15 protein-coding genes are annotated in these 17,706 nt (G+C 72.7%); 9 read left to right on the top strand and 6 right to left on the bottom strand.

All coding sequences use genetic code 11. The annotated features are described in order from the left end of the window. The 3 genes from EAD96_RS08700 to hppD form a co-directional block, all read right to left on the bottom strand. Nucleotides 1-106 (bottom strand): DUF2510 domain-containing protein (locus EAD96_RS08700; RefSeq protein WP_121683888.1); only part of this gene is annotated, 106 nt, incomplete at its 3' end. Between the two features lie 114 nt (nt 107-220). Continuing rightward, nucleotides 221-877: an RDD family protein gene (locus EAD96_RS08695; protein WP_121683882.1), complete on the bottom strand. Its 657-nt coding sequence runs from the start codon at nt 875-877 to the stop codon at nt 221-223. Nucleotides 878-887: 10 nt separating this feature from the next. Then, a complete protein-coding gene (hppD, locus tag EAD96_RS08690; protein WP_071097563.1) occupies nt 888-2,093 on the bottom strand; it encodes a 4-hydroxyphenylpyruvate dioxygenase in 1,206 nt (401 codons plus the stop codon). A 140-nt stretch (nt 2,094-2,233) separates the two neighbouring features. Here hppD and EAD96_RS08685 point away from each other — a divergent pair, with 140 nt between their 5' ends. The 6 genes from EAD96_RS08685 to EAD96_RS08660 all read left to right on the top strand — a co-directional run bounded on the left by EAD96_RS08685 (nt 2,234) and on the right by EAD96_RS08660 (nt 11,314). Further along, nucleotides 2,234-2,728 carry an Lrp/AsnC family transcriptional regulator gene (locus tag EAD96_RS08685; RefSeq protein ID WP_091425618.1) on the top strand — a complete coding sequence of 165 codons (495 nt, stop codon included), beginning with the start codon at nt 2,234-2,236 and terminating at the stop codon, nt 2,726-2,728. Nucleotides 2,729-2,800: 72 nt separating this feature from the next. Further along, nucleotides 2,801-4,237, top strand: a complete 1,437-nt coding sequence (locus tag EAD96_RS08680) for a PQQ-binding-like beta-propeller repeat protein (RefSeq protein WP_121683881.1) — start codon at nt 2,801-2,803, stop codon at nt 4,235-4,237. 76 nt (nt 4,238-4,313) lie between these two features. Next, nucleotides 4,314-5,981, top strand: a complete 1,668-nt coding sequence (locus EAD96_RS08675; protein WP_121683880.1) for a fumarate hydratase — start codon at nt 4,314-4,316, stop codon at nt 5,979-5,981. Nucleotides 5,982-6,230: 249 nt separating this feature from the next. After that, nucleotides 6,231-9,206, top strand: a complete 2,976-nt coding sequence (locus EAD96_RS08670) for an AfsR/SARP family transcriptional regulator (RefSeq protein ID WP_121683879.1) — start codon at nt 6,231-6,233, stop codon at nt 9,204-9,206. Nucleotides 9,207-9,250: 44 nt separating this feature from the next. After that, entirely contained in the window at nt 9,251-10,660 is a 1,410-nt protein-coding gene (locus tag EAD96_RS08665; RefSeq protein WP_199733103.1) for a class II fumarate hydratase, read from the top strand. Nucleotides 10,661-10,714: 54 nt separating this feature from the next. After that, entirely contained in the window at nt 10,715-11,314 is a 600-nt protein-coding gene (locus tag EAD96_RS08660; RefSeq protein ID WP_121683878.1) for a GNAT family N-acetyltransferase, read from the top strand. Here EAD96_RS08660 and EAD96_RS08655 read toward each other — a convergent pair. Continuing rightward, on the bottom strand, nt 11,278-11,823 hold the full coding sequence (locus EAD96_RS08655) for a CGNR zinc finger domain-containing protein (protein ID WP_120572837.1): 546 nt from the start codon (nt 11,821-11,823) through the stop codon (nt 11,278-11,280). The two genes, EAD96_RS08660 and EAD96_RS08655, sit on opposite strands and share 37 nt — an antisense overlap. 72 nt (nt 11,824-11,895) lie before the next feature. Between EAD96_RS08655 and EAD96_RS08650 the strand changes: the two genes are divergently transcribed. From EAD96_RS08650 to EAD96_RS08640, 3 genes are all read left to right on the top strand, one after another. Next, complete coding sequence (locus EAD96_RS08650; RefSeq protein WP_121683877.1) at nt 11,896-12,852, top strand: DMT family transporter; 957 nt, start codon at nt 11,896-11,898, stop codon at nt 12,850-12,852. Then, nucleotides 12,849-13,547 carry an HAD family hydrolase gene (locus EAD96_RS08645; protein ID WP_121683876.1) on the top strand — a complete coding sequence of 233 codons (699 nt, stop codon included), beginning with the start codon at nt 12,849-12,851 and terminating at the stop codon, nt 13,545-13,547. The genes EAD96_RS08650 and EAD96_RS08645 overlap by 4 nt, the downstream gene beginning before the upstream one ends. A gap of 88 nt (nt 13,548-13,635) precedes the next feature. Next, entirely contained in the window at nt 13,636-15,324 is a 1,689-nt protein-coding gene (locus EAD96_RS08640; RefSeq protein ID WP_199733100.1) for a S8 family serine peptidase, read from the top strand. A gap of 68 nt (nt 15,325-15,392) precedes the next feature. Here EAD96_RS08640 and EAD96_RS08635 read toward each other — a convergent pair whose 3' ends face one another. Further along, entirely contained in the window at nt 15,393-16,409 is a 1,017-nt protein-coding gene (locus EAD96_RS08635; RefSeq protein ID WP_199733099.1) for a hypothetical protein, read from the bottom strand. A gap of 593 nt (nt 16,410-17,002) precedes the next feature. Next, nucleotides 17,003-17,650, bottom strand: coding sequence for an IclR family transcriptional regulator (locus EAD96_RS08630; RefSeq protein ID WP_047891141.1), 648 nt, complete (start codon nt 17,648-17,650; stop codon nt 17,003-17,005). Between the last annotated feature and the right edge of the window lie 56 nt (nt 17,651-17,706).

Raw genomic sequence — 17,706 nt, 5'->3', positions numbered from 1 at the left:
GGGTGACGTCGACCGGGATCGGCGCGCCGATCCAGCCCTCGCCGTCCCACCACCTGCGGGTCTCCGTGTCGGCGGGGTCGACGTACCAGCCGGGTTCCAAACTCACGATGCCGTCCCTGTTCGCGACTGCGGGGCTCGCAAACCCGGCTCACTCCTCGCGCTCACGATGCCGTCCTAGTTCCCGACTGCGGGGCTCGCAGGCCCGGCTCACTCCTCGCGCTCACGGGCCAACCTTAACGACGACCGTCCCGGCGAACTTGTCGTGGAGGCACTGCTGCCAGGGCTTGTCCCACAGTTGCCAGAAACCGTCGAGGTAGTTGAGGAACGGCACGAACATGCCGCCGGCGAACTCGACGAGCCAGCGCTTGCCGAGCATGCCCCGGGTCAGCGCGGCGTCGGGCTGCATCGGGACGATCCGCAGCTTCATCACCTTCTTGCCGAGCGTCTGCCCGGTCCGGCGGGCGTACTCGACGTGGTAGACCCAGTAGAAGGCGAGCATCAGCAGCAGGACCCCGAGCTCGGCGGCGAGCAGCGGCAGGAACACGCTGGTCCAGACCTCGACCGGGTCGGGGCCGTTCGGGCCGGCCTGCTCCATCTCGTCGATCATCCGGAAGAAGACGAGGAAGAAGACCGGCACGAACAGCGCCATCATCACCGCCATGGCGACGGCGGTGTCGATCAGGTAGGCGAGCAGCCGGTCGCCGAAGCCCGCCAGCGGCTGCCCGTTCGGCGCCACCGGGGGCGGCACGAGCGCCGGGGCGTACCCCGCAGGCACGTGTTGTGCGGGCACCGCCGGTCCGCCGGGCGGCGCGAAGCCGCCGCCCGCGGGTGGATGTCCGGCGGGCGGCGGCGTCGGGTTCGGAGGAGGCTGGGTCACGCGGACAGTGTTACAGGTTCCCGCGCTTCTCCTGCTCGCGCTCGATCGCCTCGAACAGGGCCTTGAAGTTGCCCTTGCCGAAGCCGAGCGAGCCGTGCCGCTCGATCAGCTCGAAGAAGACGGTGGGGCGGTCCTGCACCGGCTTGGTGAAGATCTGGAGCAGGTAGCCGTCCTCGTCCCGGTCGACCAGGATCTTGCGGGACTGAAGCTCCTCGATCGGCACCCGGACGTTGCCGATGCGGGCGCGCAGCTCCGGGTCCTCGTAGTACGAGTCCGGGGTGTCCAGGAACTCGACGCCCGCGGCGCGCATGGCGTCCACGCTGGCCAGGATGTCGTTCGTGGCCACGGCGATGTGCTGGGCCCCGGGGCCCTGGTAGAACTCCAGGTACTCGTCGATCTGCGACTTCTTGCGGGCCACGGCCGGCTCGTTGAGCGGGAACTTCACCTTGCGGGTGCCGTTGGCGACGACCTTGCTCATCAGCGCCGAGTAGTCGGTGGCGATGTCGTCGCCGATGAACTCCGCCATGTTCGAAAAGCCCATGACGCGCTTGTAGAACTCGACCCACTCGTCCATCCGGCCCAGCTCCACGTTGCCGACCACGTGGTCGACCGCCTGGAAGAACCGCTTCGGCTGGATGCCGGCGTCGATCATCGGCTGCCGGTCCACGATCGGGCCGCGGGCCACGAACCCGGGCAGGAACGGGCCGGTGTAGCGGGACCGGTCGACCAGGCTGTGCCGGGTGTCGCCGTACGCGGCGATGGACGCCATCCGGACGGTGCCGTGCTCGTCGCTGACGTCGTGCGGCTCGACCAGGCCGGTCGCGCCCTGCGCCACGGCGTGCGCGTACGCGGCGTCCACGTCCGGCACCTCCAGCGCGATGTCGGAGACGCCGTCGCTGTGCTTCGCCACGTGCTCGGCGCCGTCGGCGTCCGGGCGTACCGCGCCGGTCAGCACGAAGCGGGCCGAACCGCTGGTCAGCACGTACTGCGCGTGGTCCCGGTAGCCCTGCTCCGGCCCCCGGTACGCCACGCAGGTCATGCCGAACGCGGTGGAGTAGTAGTGCGCGGCCTGCTTGGCGTTGCCCACCAGGAAGTGGACGTGGTCCATGCCCTTGACCGGGAACGGGTCGCGGGTGATGTCGTGGTCGACTGCGCCGACGAGAGCGTCGACGTCGACCTCCTCGGTCGACTGGGGTCGGTCGATCGCCTGGGTCATGGTGGCCTCCCTCGCGTACCGGCCGGCCTCGCGGGCCGCCGTGGATGTGCTCTTCCGGCGAGGATCTACGGGCCACGGTGAGTTGGGCAACAGTTGACGTTATTCCTGGTCAGGTTGTGCATTCGGTACGGTTGGGCACCATGAACACTGGTCAGGATGTACAGCTCGACGAGTTGGACGCCCGCTTGATCGAACTGCTCGCCGAGGAGCCCCGGATCGGTGTGCTGGAGTGCTCCCGGCGGCTCGGCGTGGCCCGCGGCACGGTCCAGGCCCGGCTCGACAAGCTCGTCGGCCGGGGCGTCGTCACCGGGTTCGGGCCGGACATCACCCCCGCCGCGATCGGCTTCGGGGTGACCAGCTTCGTCACGCTGGAGATCAGTCAGCGGCACGGCCACGACCAGGTCACCGCGCACCTCGCCGCGATCCCCGAGGTGCTGGAGGCGCACACCATCACCGGCTCCAGCGACCTGCTCTGCCGGATCGTCGCCCGGTCCAACACCGACCTCCAGCGGGTCATCGACCAGATCGTCGCCTCGGAGGGCATCCGGCGCGCCTCCACCATCATCGCGCTGGCCGAGCAGATCCCGTACCGGACGCTGCCGCTCGTCCGCTCCGCCGCCCGCGGCGGCCCTTAACACCCCGGGCCACCCAAGAAGGGCCGCGACACGCCCCGCACGCGGCCCGGGGGACCGGTGATCGTCGCTACCGTGTGCGGTGTGAAGGGCCTAGGGGTACGCGGCTGGTTGCTGCTCGGGCTCGTCACCGTGGTCGTCCTCGCCGCGACCGGCGTCTGGAACCCGTTCCCGGCGCTCTGGGACTGGGTCGACCGCAGCAAGCCGATCTCCGAGCCGGACGTGGTCTGGCAGCAGCGTGTCGGCGGCACGCCGCGCAGCGTCACCATCGCCGGCGACACCGTGATCGTGGAGCAGCGCACCCGCATCGAGGCGCGCAACCTCGCCGACGGCGGCCAGCTCTGGGAGCGCAAGGCCGACTGGTCGGCGGTCGCGGGCAGCGGCCGGGAGTCCGTCGTCGCCGTGGGCAAGCTGCTCGACAAGGGGTACGAGGTGCTCGACCCGGTGAGCGGCGTGACCCGCCGCCGCGACGACCGCGCGATCGCCGTCTGGACGTACCGGAACCTGCTGCTGGACGCGTACTGCGTGCAGGCCACCGACTGCACGCTGCGTGCCTGGGAGCCGCGCGGCACCGCTCCGCTGTGGAGCGCGTTCCTGCCCGGCGTGCACAGCGGCGTGCTCGCCGACAACCCGGAACTGCTCGGCACCCGGCGGCTCGGCGCCACCCGGATCGACGGCGGGGTGGCCGGGCCGGAGTCCGTACCGCCGCTGCTCGGCTTCCCGGTCGACGGCCGGGTGCACGTGGTGGACACCGCCACCGGCCGGGTGCTCCAGAACGTCCAGCCCGGCCGGGAGGAGCGGCTCGCAGTGGTCGGCGGCCGGCTGCTGCGGATCGCGGCCACCTCCCGCGACGGGAGCTGCTACTACGCGGTGACCGCCGTGGACCCGGCCACCGGTCAGCAGGTGTGGCGGCGTACCGGGATCAACCTGCGCACCGCCGACTACGCCGGCTGCGTGCAGCGGGAGGATCCGCAGGGCGGACGCAACGTGATCATCGGAGTCGCCCCGGACGGCCGGGAGACCGTGCTCGACGGGTACGACGGCCGGCTGCTCCAGGTCGGCGCGGACGGCGAGAAGCTGCTCGCCGTGGACGACCGCTACACAGTGGTGCGCAGCGCCGACAAGGGCTCGCTGCTCGGTCGGGAGCTGTCGGCCGACCGGACCCGCTGGACCCGGCCGGCGGGCGGCAGGAGCGGTGCCGCGCTCACCCCGTACGCGGCGGTGATCAGCGAGGAGAAGCCGTCCCGGCTGATCGCTGTCGAGCCGCGGGAGGGCCGGGTGCTGGTCGAGCTGCGCACCTCGGCGAACGCGCTGGCGGTCGGCCCGAACGGCATGATCATCGGCGAGGGGCGGGAGATCGGGTACGTCCGCTGGGGCGCCGGCACGTCCGAGGCGCCGGGGCCGGACCAGGACGGCGCGCCGGTGGCGCCGGATCCGGGAGGCAGCGGGCGCCCGCCGAGCGACCAGGGAAGTTGCGGACCGAAACGGGAACTCTGCGCCGACGGCAAGTGACAGCGGGTGAGAGCGTCGTCCCAGGACCGACCTGCGGGTGCCACCGATCGACGGCTCTGCCCTAGGCTTTTCGGTCATGAGCAGTGCCGCCGCCTTCTCGTACGCACCCCTGCTGCCGACCGGTCCCGACCAGACCGAATACCGCCTGGTCACCGACGAGGGCGTGGACGTCGTCAACGGCCCCGGAGGCCGCCGGTTCCTCACCGTGGATCCGGGCGCGCTGACCGCGCTGACGGCCGAGGCGATGCACGACATCGCCCACTTCCTGCGCCCGGCCCACCTGGCTCAGCTCCGCGCGATCATCGACGACCCGGCGGCCTCGCCGAACGACCGCTTCGTCGCGCTCGACCTGCTGCGCAACGCCAACATCGCGGCCGGCGGCGTGCTGCCGATGTGCCAGGACACCGGCACCGCGATCGTGATGGGCAAGCGCGGCCGGCACGTGCTCACCGACGGCACCGACGCCGAGGCGATCTCGCGCGGCGTCTACCAGGCGTACACCCGGCTCAACCTGCGCTACTCCCAGCTCGCCCCGCTGACCATGTGGGACGAGCGGAACACCGGCAGCAACCTGCCCGCCCAGGTGGAGCTGTACGCCGAGGACCCGGACGGCCACGCCGACGCGTACAAGTTCCTGTTCATGGCCAAGGGCGGCGGCTCGGCCAACAAGTCCTACCTCTACCAGGAGACCAAGGCGCTGCTGAACCCCACGCGGATGATGCAGTTCCTGGAGGAGAAGCTGCGGCTCATCGGCACCGCGGCCTGCCCGCCCTACCACCTGGCGATCGTCATCGGCGGCACCTCCGCCGAGTACGCGCTCAAGACCGCGAAGTACGCCTCCGCGAAGTACCTCGACGCGCTGCCCACCGAGGGCTCGATGAGCGCGCACGGCTTCCGTGACCTGGAGCTGGAGGCCGAGGTGCTGGAGCTGACCCGCAACTTCGGCATCGGCGCGCAGTTCGGCGGGCGCTACTTCTGCCACGACGTACGGGTGGTCCGGCTGCCCCGGCACGGCGCCTCCTGCCCGGTGGCGATCGCTGTCTCCTGCTCGGCCGACCGGCAGGCGGTGGCGAAGATCACCCCGTCGGGCGTCTGGCTGGAGCGACTCGAAACCGACCCGGCGCGGTTCCTGCCCGACGTGACCGACGAGACGCTGGAGACCGAGGAGGTCGTCCGCGTCGACCTGAACCGGCCGATGGACGAGATCCGGGCCGAGCTGTCGAAGTACCCGGTGAAGACCCGGCTGTCCCTGACCGGCCCGCTCGTCGTCGCCCGGGACATCGCGCACGCGAAGATCGCCGAGCGGCTGGACGCGGGCGAGCCGATGCCGCAGTACCTGCGTGACCACGCGGTCTACTACGCCGGCCCGGCGAAGACCCCCGAGGGCTACGCCTCCGGCTCGTTCGGCCCCACCACCGCCGGCCGGATGGACGCGTACGTGGAGAAGTTCCAGGCGGCCGGCGGCTCGATGGTGATGCTGGCCAAGGGCAACCGGTCCGCCCAGGTCACCCGCTCCTGCCAGGCGCACGGCGGCTTCTACCTCGGCTCGATCGGCGGCCCGGCCGCCCGCCTGGCGCAGGACTGCATCAAGCACGTCGAGGTGCTCGAATACGCCGAGCTGGGCATGGAGGCGGTCTGGAAGATCGAGGTGGAGGACTTCCCCGCCTTCATCGTCGTCGACGACAAGGGCAACGACTTCTTCGCCGAGGTCACCAAGCCGGTGCTCACCGTCGGCCGGCGCTGACGTCAGACGTACGCGAGGGGCGCCCGGGAATGTCCCGGGCGCCCCTCGATGTGTCCGTCGTGCATCGACATCGGTGCGCCTGCCCGGCCGAGTGGCCGGGCAGGCGCACCGCCCCCGTCGGATGCCGTCACCGACAACCCGTGTCGAGTCTGGGTGCCGTCGCTATCGGATCGCTATCGCCTCGTCGCGCCGCTCGGTGACCGCCGGGCTACGCTGCTGGAAGTTGCATGGCGGCAGGCGGGGGCGCGGATGCGATTCGGGATCTTGGGGCCCTTGCGGGTCGGTGGCGGCGAAGCCACCGTCACCGCGGGCCGGGATCGCACCGTGCTCGCCATGCTGTTGCTGCGCCCCGGCCGCGTGGTGCCGGTGGAGGATCTGGTCGACGCCGTCTGGGAGGACCGTCCCCCGGCTACCGCGCGGACCCAGCTCCAGATCTGCGTGTCGCGACTGCGGCAGCGGTTCGCGGCGCTCGGGCTGCCGGCCGACACGATCGTCACCGACCCGGCGGGCTACGGCATCCGGATCCAGCCGGACGACCTCGACGCCGACATGTTCGCCCGTGCCGTGGAGACGGCCCGCGCCGAGGCGGCCGCCGGCCGGCCGGCCGAGGCCCGCCGCCACTACCGGGCCGCCCTGGCGCTGTGGCGCGGTCCGGCGCTCGCCGGCATCCCGGCCCGGCTGGTGCGACTGCGGGCTCAGGCGCTCGACGAGCAACGGCTCGCGGTGCTGGAGGACTGCGTCGACGTCGAGCTGCGGCTGCGCCGGGGGACCGAACTGGTCGACGAGCTCACCGAGGCGGTCGAGAACAACCCGCTGCGGGAACGGCTGCGGGGGCAGCTGATGCTGGCCCTCGCGGCGGTCGGCCGGCAGGCGGACGCACTCGCCGTCTACCGGGACGGCCGCCGCATCTACGCCGAGGAACTGGGCATCGAGCCCGGTACGGCGTTGCAGGAACTGCACCAGCGCGTACTGGCCGGTGACGAGGCGGCCGGTCCGCGCCCCGCGGCGCCCGTACGCACGCTGCCCCGGGCCATCCGGGACTTCACCGGCCGTCAGCAGACCATGACGCGGCTGGTCAAGGACATCGTCGAGGAGGGGACGCGGCTGTACCTGATCGACGGGATGGCCGGCAGCGGCAAGACGACCCTCGCCGTCCAGGTCGCGACCGCGCTGCGCGAGCGGTTCCCGGACGCGGAACTCTTCATCGACCTGCACGGCTACAGCGAGCGCAGCCCACTGACCCCCGCGGCGGCCGCAGCCACCCTGCTGCGGCAGCTCGGCGTGCCCACCGAGCGGGTGCCGGTCGACGCGGAGGACCGGCTGGCGATGTGGCGCTCCGAGCTGGCCGACCGGCGGGCCGTGGTGGTGCTCGACAACGCGGCGAGCGCCGCCCAGGCCGCGGCGCTGCTGCCCAGCGGTCCGGACAATCTCGTGCTGGTGACCAGCCGTCGCCGGCTGGCCGGCCTGGACGAGGGTCGTCCACACTCGCTGCCCGTCCTGGACCCGGACGAGGCCGTCGAACTGCTCGGCCGGATCGTCGGCGCCGACCGGGTCGACGCCGAGCCGGCGGCCGCCGCCGAGGTGGCCCGGCGGTGCGGTCATCTGCCGCTCGCCATCCGGCTGGCCGGTTCCCGGCTCGCGCACCGCCCGCACTGGCGGGTCGCCGACCTGGCGCGGCGGCTGGCCGAGGCGCAGGATTCACTGGCCGAGCTGGCGGTCGGCGAACGCTCCGTCGGGCACGCCTTCACGCTCTCGTACGCGCAGGTCTCGGCGCCGGCCCGGCGGCTGTTCCGGCTGCTCGGGCTCCACCCCGGCGTACGGTTCGACAACCGGGTGGCGGCGGCGCTCGCCGACGTGCCGCTGCCGGAGGCGCAGGACCTGCTGGACGAGCTGGTGGACGTGCACCTGGCCGAGGAGACCGCGCCGGGCCGGTACCGCCTCCACGACCTGCTCCGGGAGTACGCGCGCCGGTTGCTGGCCGAGACCGAGCGTCCGGACGAGCGCCGGACGGCGGTGGCCCACCTGCTCGACCATCACCTTCAGGTGGCGGTCGGCCTGGCGATCGTCGCCGAGACGAAGCAGGGTGCGCTGAGCCAGGTCGCCTTCCCGCCGCCGCGACGTCCCGACCTGCTGCCGGTCCGGGAGGGGCCGGGTCAGTCCTGGTTCGACGAGAACCGGGCGGCTCTCGTCGGGCTGGTGCATCTGGCCGAGTCGGAGAGCCTCTCGGCGTACTGCTGGCAGCTGACCCGGGCGTGCTGGTGGTCCAACTTCGTCGGTGGCCACCTCGACGAACTGGTCGAGACGCACGAAGTGGCACTGCGCGCCGCCGTGAGGGCGGGGGACGAGGAAGCAGTGGCCATCACCATGAACTACCTCGCCTCGGCGAAGTTCCGGCTGGGGGACTTTCGGGAGGCGATCCGGTTCCTGGAGGCGGGCGTCGACAGGTACCGCCGGCTCGGGCTGCGCCGGGAGCAGGTCCAGGCGCTCTCCAACCTCGCCGCTGTGTGTTTCGGGACCGACGACGCGGAGCGCAGCATCAGGCACGTCGACGAGGCGCTGCGGATCAGCCGCTACCCGGACGACGCGGCGACCATGTCCAGCCTGTTCAACATGTTGTCCGTCGCCGAGCTGTTCCGCGGCCGGTACGACCTGGCCCTCCGGGCGGCCCGGCGGCACATCGTCCTGGGGCGGGAGGCCGGGGATCCGCGGCACACCTCGAACGCGGTCGGCCACCTCGGCATGATCCGGCACCGCCTGGGTCACACCGGGCCGGCCCGCCGGCTGCTCCGGGCGGCACTGCACCTGAAGCGGACCACCGCGAACCGGTTCGGTGAGGGGGAGATCCTCAACGAGATCGGCATGATGGAGCGTGAGGCGGGCCGCCCGGCGGAGGCCGCGGCCCAGCATCGGGCCGCCCTGCTCGCGATGACCGACGCGGGGGACCGGATCGGGCAGTGCGCCTCCCGTAACCTCCTCGCCCGCGCCCTGCACGATCTGGGCGACGTCGACGCCGCGATCGACCTGCACCGCCGGGTGCTGGACGACGCCACGCGACTGAGCCTGCGCTACGAGCAGGCCCGGGCCCTGGACGGCCTCGCCCGGTGCCTGCGGCACACCGACCCCGGCCAGGCCCGCCGGTACGCCGGGCGGGCGCTGGCGCTGTTCCGCAAGGTCGAGTCGCCGGACCGGCGGGAGACCGAGAGGCTGCTCGCCGAGCTGGGCTGAGGGCCACGCCACTTTCCCTGCACACCGCCCGGATGCGCGGCAGGATGGAACGCGTGACGACTCCAGAGGCGACCGGCTACCGGATCGAACGCGACTCGATGGGCGAGGTGGAGGTGCCCGCCGAGGCACTGTGGCGGGCGCAGACCCAGCGCGCGGTGCAGAACTTCCCGATCTCCGGGCGCGGCCTGGAACCGGCCCAGATCAAGGCCCTGGCGCAGATCAAGGGGGCGGCGGCCCTGGTCAACGGTGAGCTCGGGGTGATCGACGCGGACGTGGCGCAGGCGATCGCCACCGCCGCCGCGCACGTCGCCGACGGCGGCTACGACGACCAGTTCCCGGTGGACGTGTTCCAGACCGGCTCCGGCACGTCGTCCAACATGAACACCAACGAGGTGATCGCCACCCTGGCCGGCCGGGAGCTGGGCCGCGACGTGCACCCGAACGACCACGTCAACGCGTCGCAGTCCAGCAACGACGTGTTCCCCACCTCGATCCACCTGGCCGCCACCCAGTTCGTGGTGGAGGATCTGATCCCGTCGCTGAAGCAGCTCGCGGGCGCGCTGGAGGAGAAGGCGGCCGAGTTCGAGACGGTGGTCAAGGCGGGGCGTACCCACCTGATGGACGCCACGCCGGTCACGCTCGGGCAGGAGTTCGGCGGCTACGCCGCGCAGGTGCGTTACGGCGTCGAGCGGCTGGAGTCGGTGCTGCCCCGGCTGGCCGAGCTGCCGCTGGGCGGCACCGCTGTGGGCACCGGCATCAACACGCCGCTGGGCTTCGCCGACCGGGTGATCGGCAAGCTGCGGGAGTCGACCGGGCTGCCGCTGACCGAGGCGCGCAACCACTTCGAGGCGCAGGGCGCCCGGGACGCGCTGGTGGAGACGTCCGGGCAGCTCCGTACCGTCGCGGTCGGCCTCTACAAGATCGCCAACGACGTGCGCTGGATGGGCTCCGGCCCGCGTGCCGGGCTGCGTGAGCTGCGCATCCCCGACCTCCAGCCGGGGTCGTCGATCATGCCGGGCAAGGTGAACCCGGTGGTGGCCGAGGCGATGCGGCAGGTCTGCGCCCAGGTGATCGGCAACGACGCGGCGGTGGCGTTCGCCGGCTCGCAGGGCGACTTCGAGCTGAACGTGATGCTGCCGGTGATGGGCCGCAACCTGCTGGAGTCGATCAAGCTGATCGCCGCGTCCAGCCGGCTGTTCGCCGAGCGGCTGGTGGCCGGCCTGGTCGCGGACGCCGAGGTCTGCCTGGCGTACGCGGAGGGCTCGCCGTCGATCGTCACCCCGCTCAACCGCCACCTCGGGTACGACGAGGCCGCCTCGATCGCCAAGGAGGCGCTGGCCAAGCAGGTGTCCATCCGTGAGGTGGTGATCTCCCGGGGCCACGTCGACTCGGGCAAGCTCACCGAGACCCAGCTGGACGAGGCACTGGACCTGCTGCGGATGACCCACCCCTGACCGGGCGCCGGTAATTGCCTCGACCCGTCACGGTGGGCGCGGCATGATCCGACCGTGCGTGACGACGGCGGTGTGTTGCTGGAGACCGCGCGGCTGACGCTGCGCCGGTTCACGACGGACGACGTGGACCGGCTGGTGGCGCTGGACGCCGACCCGGAGGTCATGCGTTTCCTGACGGGCGGCGTGCCGACCCCGGCCGGGACGTACCGGGACGAGGTGCTGCCCCGGGTGCTCGAGCAGTACGCCCGGCACCCCGGGCTCGGCCGCTGGGCGACGCTCGACCGGTTCACCGGCGAGTTCCTCGGCTGGCACTCGCTCGACCCGTCCGACGACGGCGCCGAGGCGGAGCTGGGCTACCGGCTGCGCCGCGCGGCCTGGGGACACGGGCTGGCCACCGAGGGCGCGCGGGCGCTGGTGCGGCACGCGTTCGACACGGCCGGCGTCCGCCGGGTCTGGGCCCAGACGATGGCGGTCAACGACCGCTCCCGCGCGGTCATGGCCCGCGCGGGGTTGCGCTACGTCCGCACGTTCCACCTGGCCTTCGACGACCCGATCCCGGGTACGGAGCACGGCGAGGTCGAGTACGAGCTGACCCGCGACGCCTGGCCCGCGACCCGTCAGGAGTGGGACGCCGCGGCCCTGCGGGCGCGGTAGGCGCTCACCGCGGCCCGGTTGCCGCAGCCGGCGTCACAGAACCGGCGGGACCGGTTCCGGGACAGGTCGACCAGCACGTTGTCGCAGTCGGGGTGGTCGCAGTGCCGCAGCCGGCTCAGCTCGCCCATCCGGACCAGGTCGGCCATCGCCATCGCGGCCTCGACCGCCATCCGGGTCGCCAGCGGCGCGTCCCGCGGCACGGCGTGCACGTGGTACGGCTCGTCGTCGTGCCGGACGAGCTGCGGCAGCGCGTGCGACTCGCGCAGCAGCCCGTTGACGATCGCCACCACCTCGTCGGTGTCGGCGTACCAGATGCGGCGCAGCCGGGGCCGCAGCGCGCGGACCTGGCGCAGTTCGGCGTCGGTGTGCTCGTGCCGGCCGCTCCACCCGTGGGTGGTGAAGAAGGCGTCCAGAGCGGCCACATCGGGCAGCCCGTCCGGGTCGCCGGCGGTGTTCACCAGCGCGGCGGCGGCGACCAGCGCGCATTCGGTGTCATGAGCGAAAAGCAACTTGACTCCTGTCGGAGGCTGCGCCTAGCGTCATCAGCATAACCTCCCTTCACTCATGACCAGGAGCTCCCGATGCGTGAACGGTCCGGCGCCGGGCTCGGTCTGGCACTGCTCTCCGCGATCACGTTCGCCACCTCGGGCACCTTCGCCCGGCCGCTGATCACCGGCGAGTGGTCGGCTGTCGCCGTGGTGATCGCCCGGGTCGGCATCGCCGCGCTGGTGCTCGCCGTCCCCGCCGTGCTGGCGCTACGCGGCCGGTGGGCGGTGCTGCGCCGCAACGCGGTGAGCGTCGTGCTGTTCGGGCTGCTCGGCGTGGCCACCGCGCAGGCGTGCTTCTTCAACGCGGTCCGCTACCTCCCGGTCGGCGTGGCGCTACTGCTGGAATACCTCGGCATCGTGCTCGTGGTCGGATGGATGTGGCTGGTCCACGGGCAGCGCCCCCGGCTGCTCACAGTGGCCGGTTCGGTCACCGCTCTGTGCGGGCTGGTGCTCGTCCTCGACCTCACCGGCGCCGGGCGGCTCGACCCGGTGGGCGTGCTCTGGGGGCTCGGCGCGGGCGTCGGGCTGGCCGGATACTTCGTCATCGCCGGCCGGATCGACGCGGGCCTGCCCTCGGTGGTGATGGCCAGCGGCGGCATGGCCGTCGGCACGCTGGCGCTGCTGCTGCTCGGCGGCATCGGAGCGCTGCCGCTCGCCGCCGGCACCGCCGACGTCACCTTCGGCGGGCACCGGGTGAGCTGGCTGGTGCCGATCGCCGGGCTGTCGCTGATCGCCGCCGTGGTCGCGTACCTGGCCGGTGTCGCGGGCACCCGGCTGCTCGGGGCGCGGCTGTCCTCCTTCGTGGGGCTGACCGAGGTGATGTTCGCGGTGCTGATCGCCTGGCTGGTGCTCGACGAACTGCCCAGCCTGATCCAGCTGGCCGGCGGCGTGCTCATCCTCGGCGGCGTCGCCCTGGTCCGGGCGGACGAACTGCGGGGCATACCGTCGGCGTCTGCGCCGGCCGAACCGGTGCTGGCCGGCGACCGATGAGCGGGCCGCTCGGCGCCGTCGTCTTCGACGCCGACGAGACACTCGTCGACCTGCGCCCGGCGGTCACCGGCGCGCTCGTCGCCGTACTCGACGAGATGCGGCGGCGGACCCCGGCGGCGGCCGGAGTGGTGCTCGCGGACCTGGAGGGGGACTGGGGTGCGGTCTTCGGCGCGCTCAGCGCCGCCCCGGTGCAGGAGATCCGGCGGGCCGCACTGACCCGTTCGCTGGCCCGGGCCGGGCTGGAGGCGGACCTGGACGAGTTCGCGGCGCTGTTCTTCGCCCGCCGGTACGCGCTGAGCCGCCCCTTCCCGGACGTGCTGCCCGCGCTGGCGGCGCTGCGCCCGCACCACGTGCTGGGCTTCGCCACGAACGGCAACAGCCGTGCCGAACGCTGCGGCCTCGCCGGGCAGTTCGCCTTCGAGCTGTACGCGCACGAGGGCGGCCTGCCCAAGAAACCGGCGCCGGAGTTCTATGCGGCGGTGGTGGCGGCGACCGGGCTGCCCGCCGCGCGCATCGTGCACGTGGGTGACTCGCCCGAGCACGACGTGGTCGCCGCCCAGCGGGCCGGACTGCGCGCGGTCTGGCTCAACCGGGCCGGGCTGCCCCGCCCGCGGGGCCTCGAACCGGACGCCGAGGTGTCCACCCTCGCCGGACTGTCCACGGTGCTCACCACCTTGACGAACGCGAATGCCTAGTTGCCGCCGATAACGGACGTCGATCTGGCGGAACCCGCTCCCGTGATGTGGGATGACACCACGTCCCTCAACGAGAGGATCTGATGTGGTGAGCAAGCGCTTCACCGCCGGCGCGGTCGCGGCTGCGGCCTCGCTGGCACTCACGGTGACCGGCCTGAGCATCCCGGCGAACGCCGCGCCGTCGGAGTTCCGGACCTTCACCGTGCTGGCCGAGAGCGGTGTCTCCGGCGACGCGGCGGTCGCCGCGATCACCGCCGCCGGTGGCAAGGTCGTCGCCCGCACCGACGACGTCGGCCTGTTCCAGGTCACCAGCGACCGGGCGGACTTCGCCAGCCGGGCCACCGCGGCCGGCGCGCTGGTCGGCGCCGCCGAGGAGAAGGCGATCGGCCGCAAGCCGAAGCTGGACCGGGTCGAGCAGGAGCACCTGCTGGCCGCCGCGGCGACCAAGGGCAAGGCCGCCAGGAACAACGGCAAGAAGATGGACCCGCTGGACGACAAGCTCTGGGGTCTGGACATGATCCGGGCCGACAAGGCCCGCAAGATCGAGCCCGGCGACCGCCGGGTCACGGTCGGCATCCTGGACACCGGCGTCGACGCCAGCCAGCCCGACCTCGCGCCGAACTTCAACTGGGCGCTGTCGCGCAACTTCGCCCCGGACATCCCCGACGTCGACGGCCCGTGCGAGGTGGCGAGCTGCCTCGACCCGGTCGGCACCGACGACGGCGGGCACGGCACGCACGTGGCCGGCACCATCGGCGCCGCCGCGAACGGCTTCGGCCTCTCCGGCGTGGCCCCGAACGTCTCCCTGGTCGAGCTGAAGGGTGGCCAGGACAGCGGCTACTTCTTCCTCAACCCGGTGGTGAACGCCCTGGTGCACGCGGGCCGCTCCGGGCTGGACGTGGTCAACATGTCCTTCTACGTCGACCCGTGGCTCTACAACTGCACCGCCAACCCGGCCGACTCGCCGGAGGCGCAGGCCGAGCAGCGCACCGTCATCGAGGCGATGAAGCGGGCGCTGAACTTCGCCCACCGCAAGGGCGTCACGCTCGTCGGCTCGCTCGGCAACAACCACGAGGACCTGGGCGCGCCGCGCACCGACGTGAGCAGCCCGGACTACGGCGCGGACCCGTACCCGCGGCCGATCGACAACGCGACCTGCTGGGACCTGCCGGTCGAGGGGCCGCACGTGATCGGCGTGTCGGCGGTCGGCCCGTCCGGCAAGAAGTCGGACTACTCGAACTACGGCACCGAGCAGATCTCGGTGGCGGCGCCGGGTGGCTGGTTCCGGGACGGCTTCGGCACCGACACGTACCGCACCGACGCCAACATGATCCTCTCCACGTACCCGAAGAAGGTGCTCCAGGAGGAGGGGTCGGTCGACGAGAACGGCGACATCGTCGCCGGCTTCGAGAACTCGGTGTTCAAGCAGTGCACCGCCAAGGGTGAGTGTGGCTACTACACCTACCTCCAGGGCACCTCGATGGCGTCACCGCACGTCTCGGGCGTGGCGGCGCTGATCGTCAGCAAGCACGGCAAGAAGGAGGGCCGCAACGGCTACGGCATGGCGCCGAACCTGGTCGAGCAGCACCTCTACCGGACGGCGGCCGAGCACGCCTGCCCGGAGCCGCGGCTGCAGAGCTACACCAACGAGGGCCGGGACGCCGAGTTCGACGCGTACTGCGCGGGCTCGCTGAACTTCAACGGCTTCTACGGCTACGGCATCGTCGACGCCTACGCCGCGGTGAAGACCCCGGTCAAGCCGAACGTGCGACCGTAACGGCTGTTTCCCCGAGGTAGCGGCGTCCGGATCACCTGGACGCCGCCACCTCGGCGTTCCGGCCCGTGTCACGGCCGCCATCCCCGGGCCACCAGGGCGGCGCGGATCTCCCGGACCAGGGTGGGGAACTCCTTGCGCAGGCGGCGGCCGGTCACGTGCAGCACCAGCCAGCCGGCCGCGACGATCTGGTTGAGCCGCCGCCGGTCGAGATGCATCCGGTCCGCGTCGGAGTGCCACTGACCGTCGTACTCGACGGCGACCCGGAACTCCGGCCAGGCCAGGTCGGGGTGCAGGATCAGGCCGGTCGGCACCCGCACCGGATACTGGGCCACCGGGCGGGGCAGGCCGGCGAGGACGAGACGGACCCGCAGGTGGGACTCGGGCGGGGACTGGGCCAGCCCGTCGGTCAGGCCGAACACCCACGCCGCCCGCCGCCCGCCGGGGCGACAGGCGTTCCGGGCGGCCTCGCTCGCCAGTGCCGACCGGTTCACCGAACCGGTACGCAGCAGCCCGTCGACGATGCCGACCGCCTCCACCGGATCGGCCCAGACCGCCGTCTCCCAGGCACAGGCGGCCGGCTCGGTGCGGGGCGGAGGCCCAGCCAAAATCATCACCGCGCCGGTCGACCTGGCGCCTGCGGGTGGGCTCGCGCCGACGGGCGACCTCGTGCCGACGGGTGGGCTCGTTCGCGCGGGTGCGGCGCTGCCCACGGGGACCAGGAGGCCGCTGCGGGTGCTCGACATCGGGGCGTGGTGCACCCGGACCCCCGGCTGGGAGTCGGCCCGGACCGTGGCCGGCAGCAGGACGTGCACGTCGTCGGTGAAGTCGGCGGCGTGCTCGACCCCGTGCAGGTAGGCGGCCGACGGACCGGCGATCGCCGCGCCGGGTGGCATGCGTAGCAGCGCCGCGCGGCAGGCCAGCGCGTGGTCGCGGTCGAGCCGCGCGTCGGCGTAGACGTCCTGCCGGAGCCGGATCCAGGACGAGCCGCGCAGGTGATGCCGGGACAGCAGCCCGCGCCGGATCGCTTCCGAGCCCCGGAAGACCTGCCAGGCCAACTCCGGTGGTCGATGAGGATGAGGTGGCATGTGACGAGCGTGGCGGCGTGCGGGTCGAGATCGGTACCCCTGTGGACAGCCGCAGCCGCGCCGCCGACCGCACCCTGTGGACAACCCCCACCCGGCCCTGTCCATGTGCTAAGGCCCTCGACCTGCGCATGATCCACTCCACCTCGGGGAGGTGGCGGTATCCGGGCCGCTCGATGCAGCCGTTCCGGCGAGCTGGCGTAAGGGTGTGTGGAGGCGTTGGCTTGGGTGCGCCGATGTGACCACCTCGGCGTAGTGGCGTGAGGTGGGCTGGACCGCAGGGCCTGTCTTGATCGACTCCACTTCGGGGAGGTGGCGGTATCCGGGCCGCTCGATGCAGCCGTTCCGGCGAGCTGGCGTGAGGGTGTGTGGAGGCGTTGGCTTGGGTGCGCCGATGTGACCACCTCGGCGTAGTGGCGTGAGGGTGGGCTGGACCGCAGGGCCTGTCTTGATCGACTCCACTTCGGGGAGGTGGCGGTATCCGGGCCGCTCGATGCAGCCGTTTCGCCGAGCTGGCGCGAGGGTGTGTGGAGGAGGGCGGTTCGGGTGCGCTGATGCAGCCACTTCGCCGAGCTGGCGTGAGGGCGTGCGGGGGGTCAGGAGAGCGCGGCGGCGACCGCCTCGGCGGCGGCGGTGACCTGGGCGCCGACGTCGGCCACGTCGAGCGGGGTCAGCGACACCACCCCGACGCTGCCCTCCAGGCCCGGTACGCCGAGCACCGGCGCCGCCACCCCGTACGCGCCTGATTGAAGCTCGCCGCTGGTGCTCACCGGCCCCGGATCGCCGGCCCGCCCGGCCAGCACCGCGCGGCCGGCGGCGCCCCGCTCCAGCGGATGCCGGGTGCCGGTCCGGTACGCCACGTGGAACGACGTCCAGCTCGGCTCGACCACCGCGAGCGCGACCCCCTCACCGCCCTCGACCACTGTCAGGTGGGCGGTCGCCCCGGTGCCCTCGGCGAGCCGGCGCAGCGCGGGCAGCGCCCCCTCGGCCAGCAGCGGCTGGGCGCGGCGGGCCAGGTGCAGCACGCCCACGCCGATCCGCAGGCGGCCCTCGCCGTCGCGCCGGAGCATCCCGTGGCCGGTCAGCGCGCCGACCAGCCGGTAGACGGCCGCCCGGCCGATGCCCAGCCGGTGCGCCGCCTCGGTGACCGTCAGCCCGCCCGGCGCGTCCGCGACCAGGTGCAGCAGCCGCAGACCCCGGTCCAGGGTCTGTGCCGTCTCTCCCGTGCGCGCCGCCGTGTCCACAGCACGCAGCGTACGACCCGGCTCCGGCCAACCCGGAAATGTGCGGACGGCTACCC

The sequence above is a fragment of the Micromonospora sp. BL1 genome, from assembly GCF_003667485.1.
In the GTDB taxonomy this organism is placed as follows: Bacteria; Actinomycetota; Actinomycetes; order Mycobacteriales; family Micromonosporaceae; genus Micromonospora; species Micromonospora tulbaghiae.
This window is presented reverse-complemented; position numbering and strand designations above follow the sequence as displayed.

Bases quoted from the DNA above. Each gene is read 5' to 3' on its own strand.
- hppD (WP_071097563.1), bottom strand. From the start codon at position 2,093: ATGACCCAGGCGATCGACCGACCCCAGTCGACCGAGGAGGTCGACGTC.
- EAD96_RS08685 (WP_091425618.1), top strand. From the start codon at position 2,234: ATGAACACTGGTCAGGATGTACAGCTCGACGAGTTGGACGCCCGCTTG.
- EAD96_RS08675 (WP_121683880.1), top strand. From the start codon at position 4,314: ATGAGCAGTGCCGCCGCCTTCTCGTACGCACCCCTGCTGCCGACCGGT.
- EAD96_RS08670 (WP_121683879.1), top strand. From the start codon at position 6,231: ATGCGATTCGGGATCTTGGGGCCCTTGCGGGTCGGTGGCGGCGAAGCC.
- EAD96_RS08665 (WP_199733103.1), top strand. From the start codon at position 9,251: ATGGAACGCGTGACGACTCCAGAGGCGACCGGCTACCGGATCGAACGC.
- EAD96_RS08650 (WP_121683877.1), top strand. From the start codon at position 11,896: ATGCGTGAACGGTCCGGCGCCGGGCTCGGTCTGGCACTGCTCTCCGCG.
- EAD96_RS08645 (WP_121683876.1), top strand. From the start codon at position 12,849: ATGAGCGGGCCGCTCGGCGCCGTCGTCTTCGACGCCGACGAGACACTC.
- EAD96_RS08635 (WP_199733099.1), bottom strand. From the start codon at position 16,409: ATGCCACCTCATCCTCATCGACCACCGGAGTTGGCCTGGCAGGTCTTC.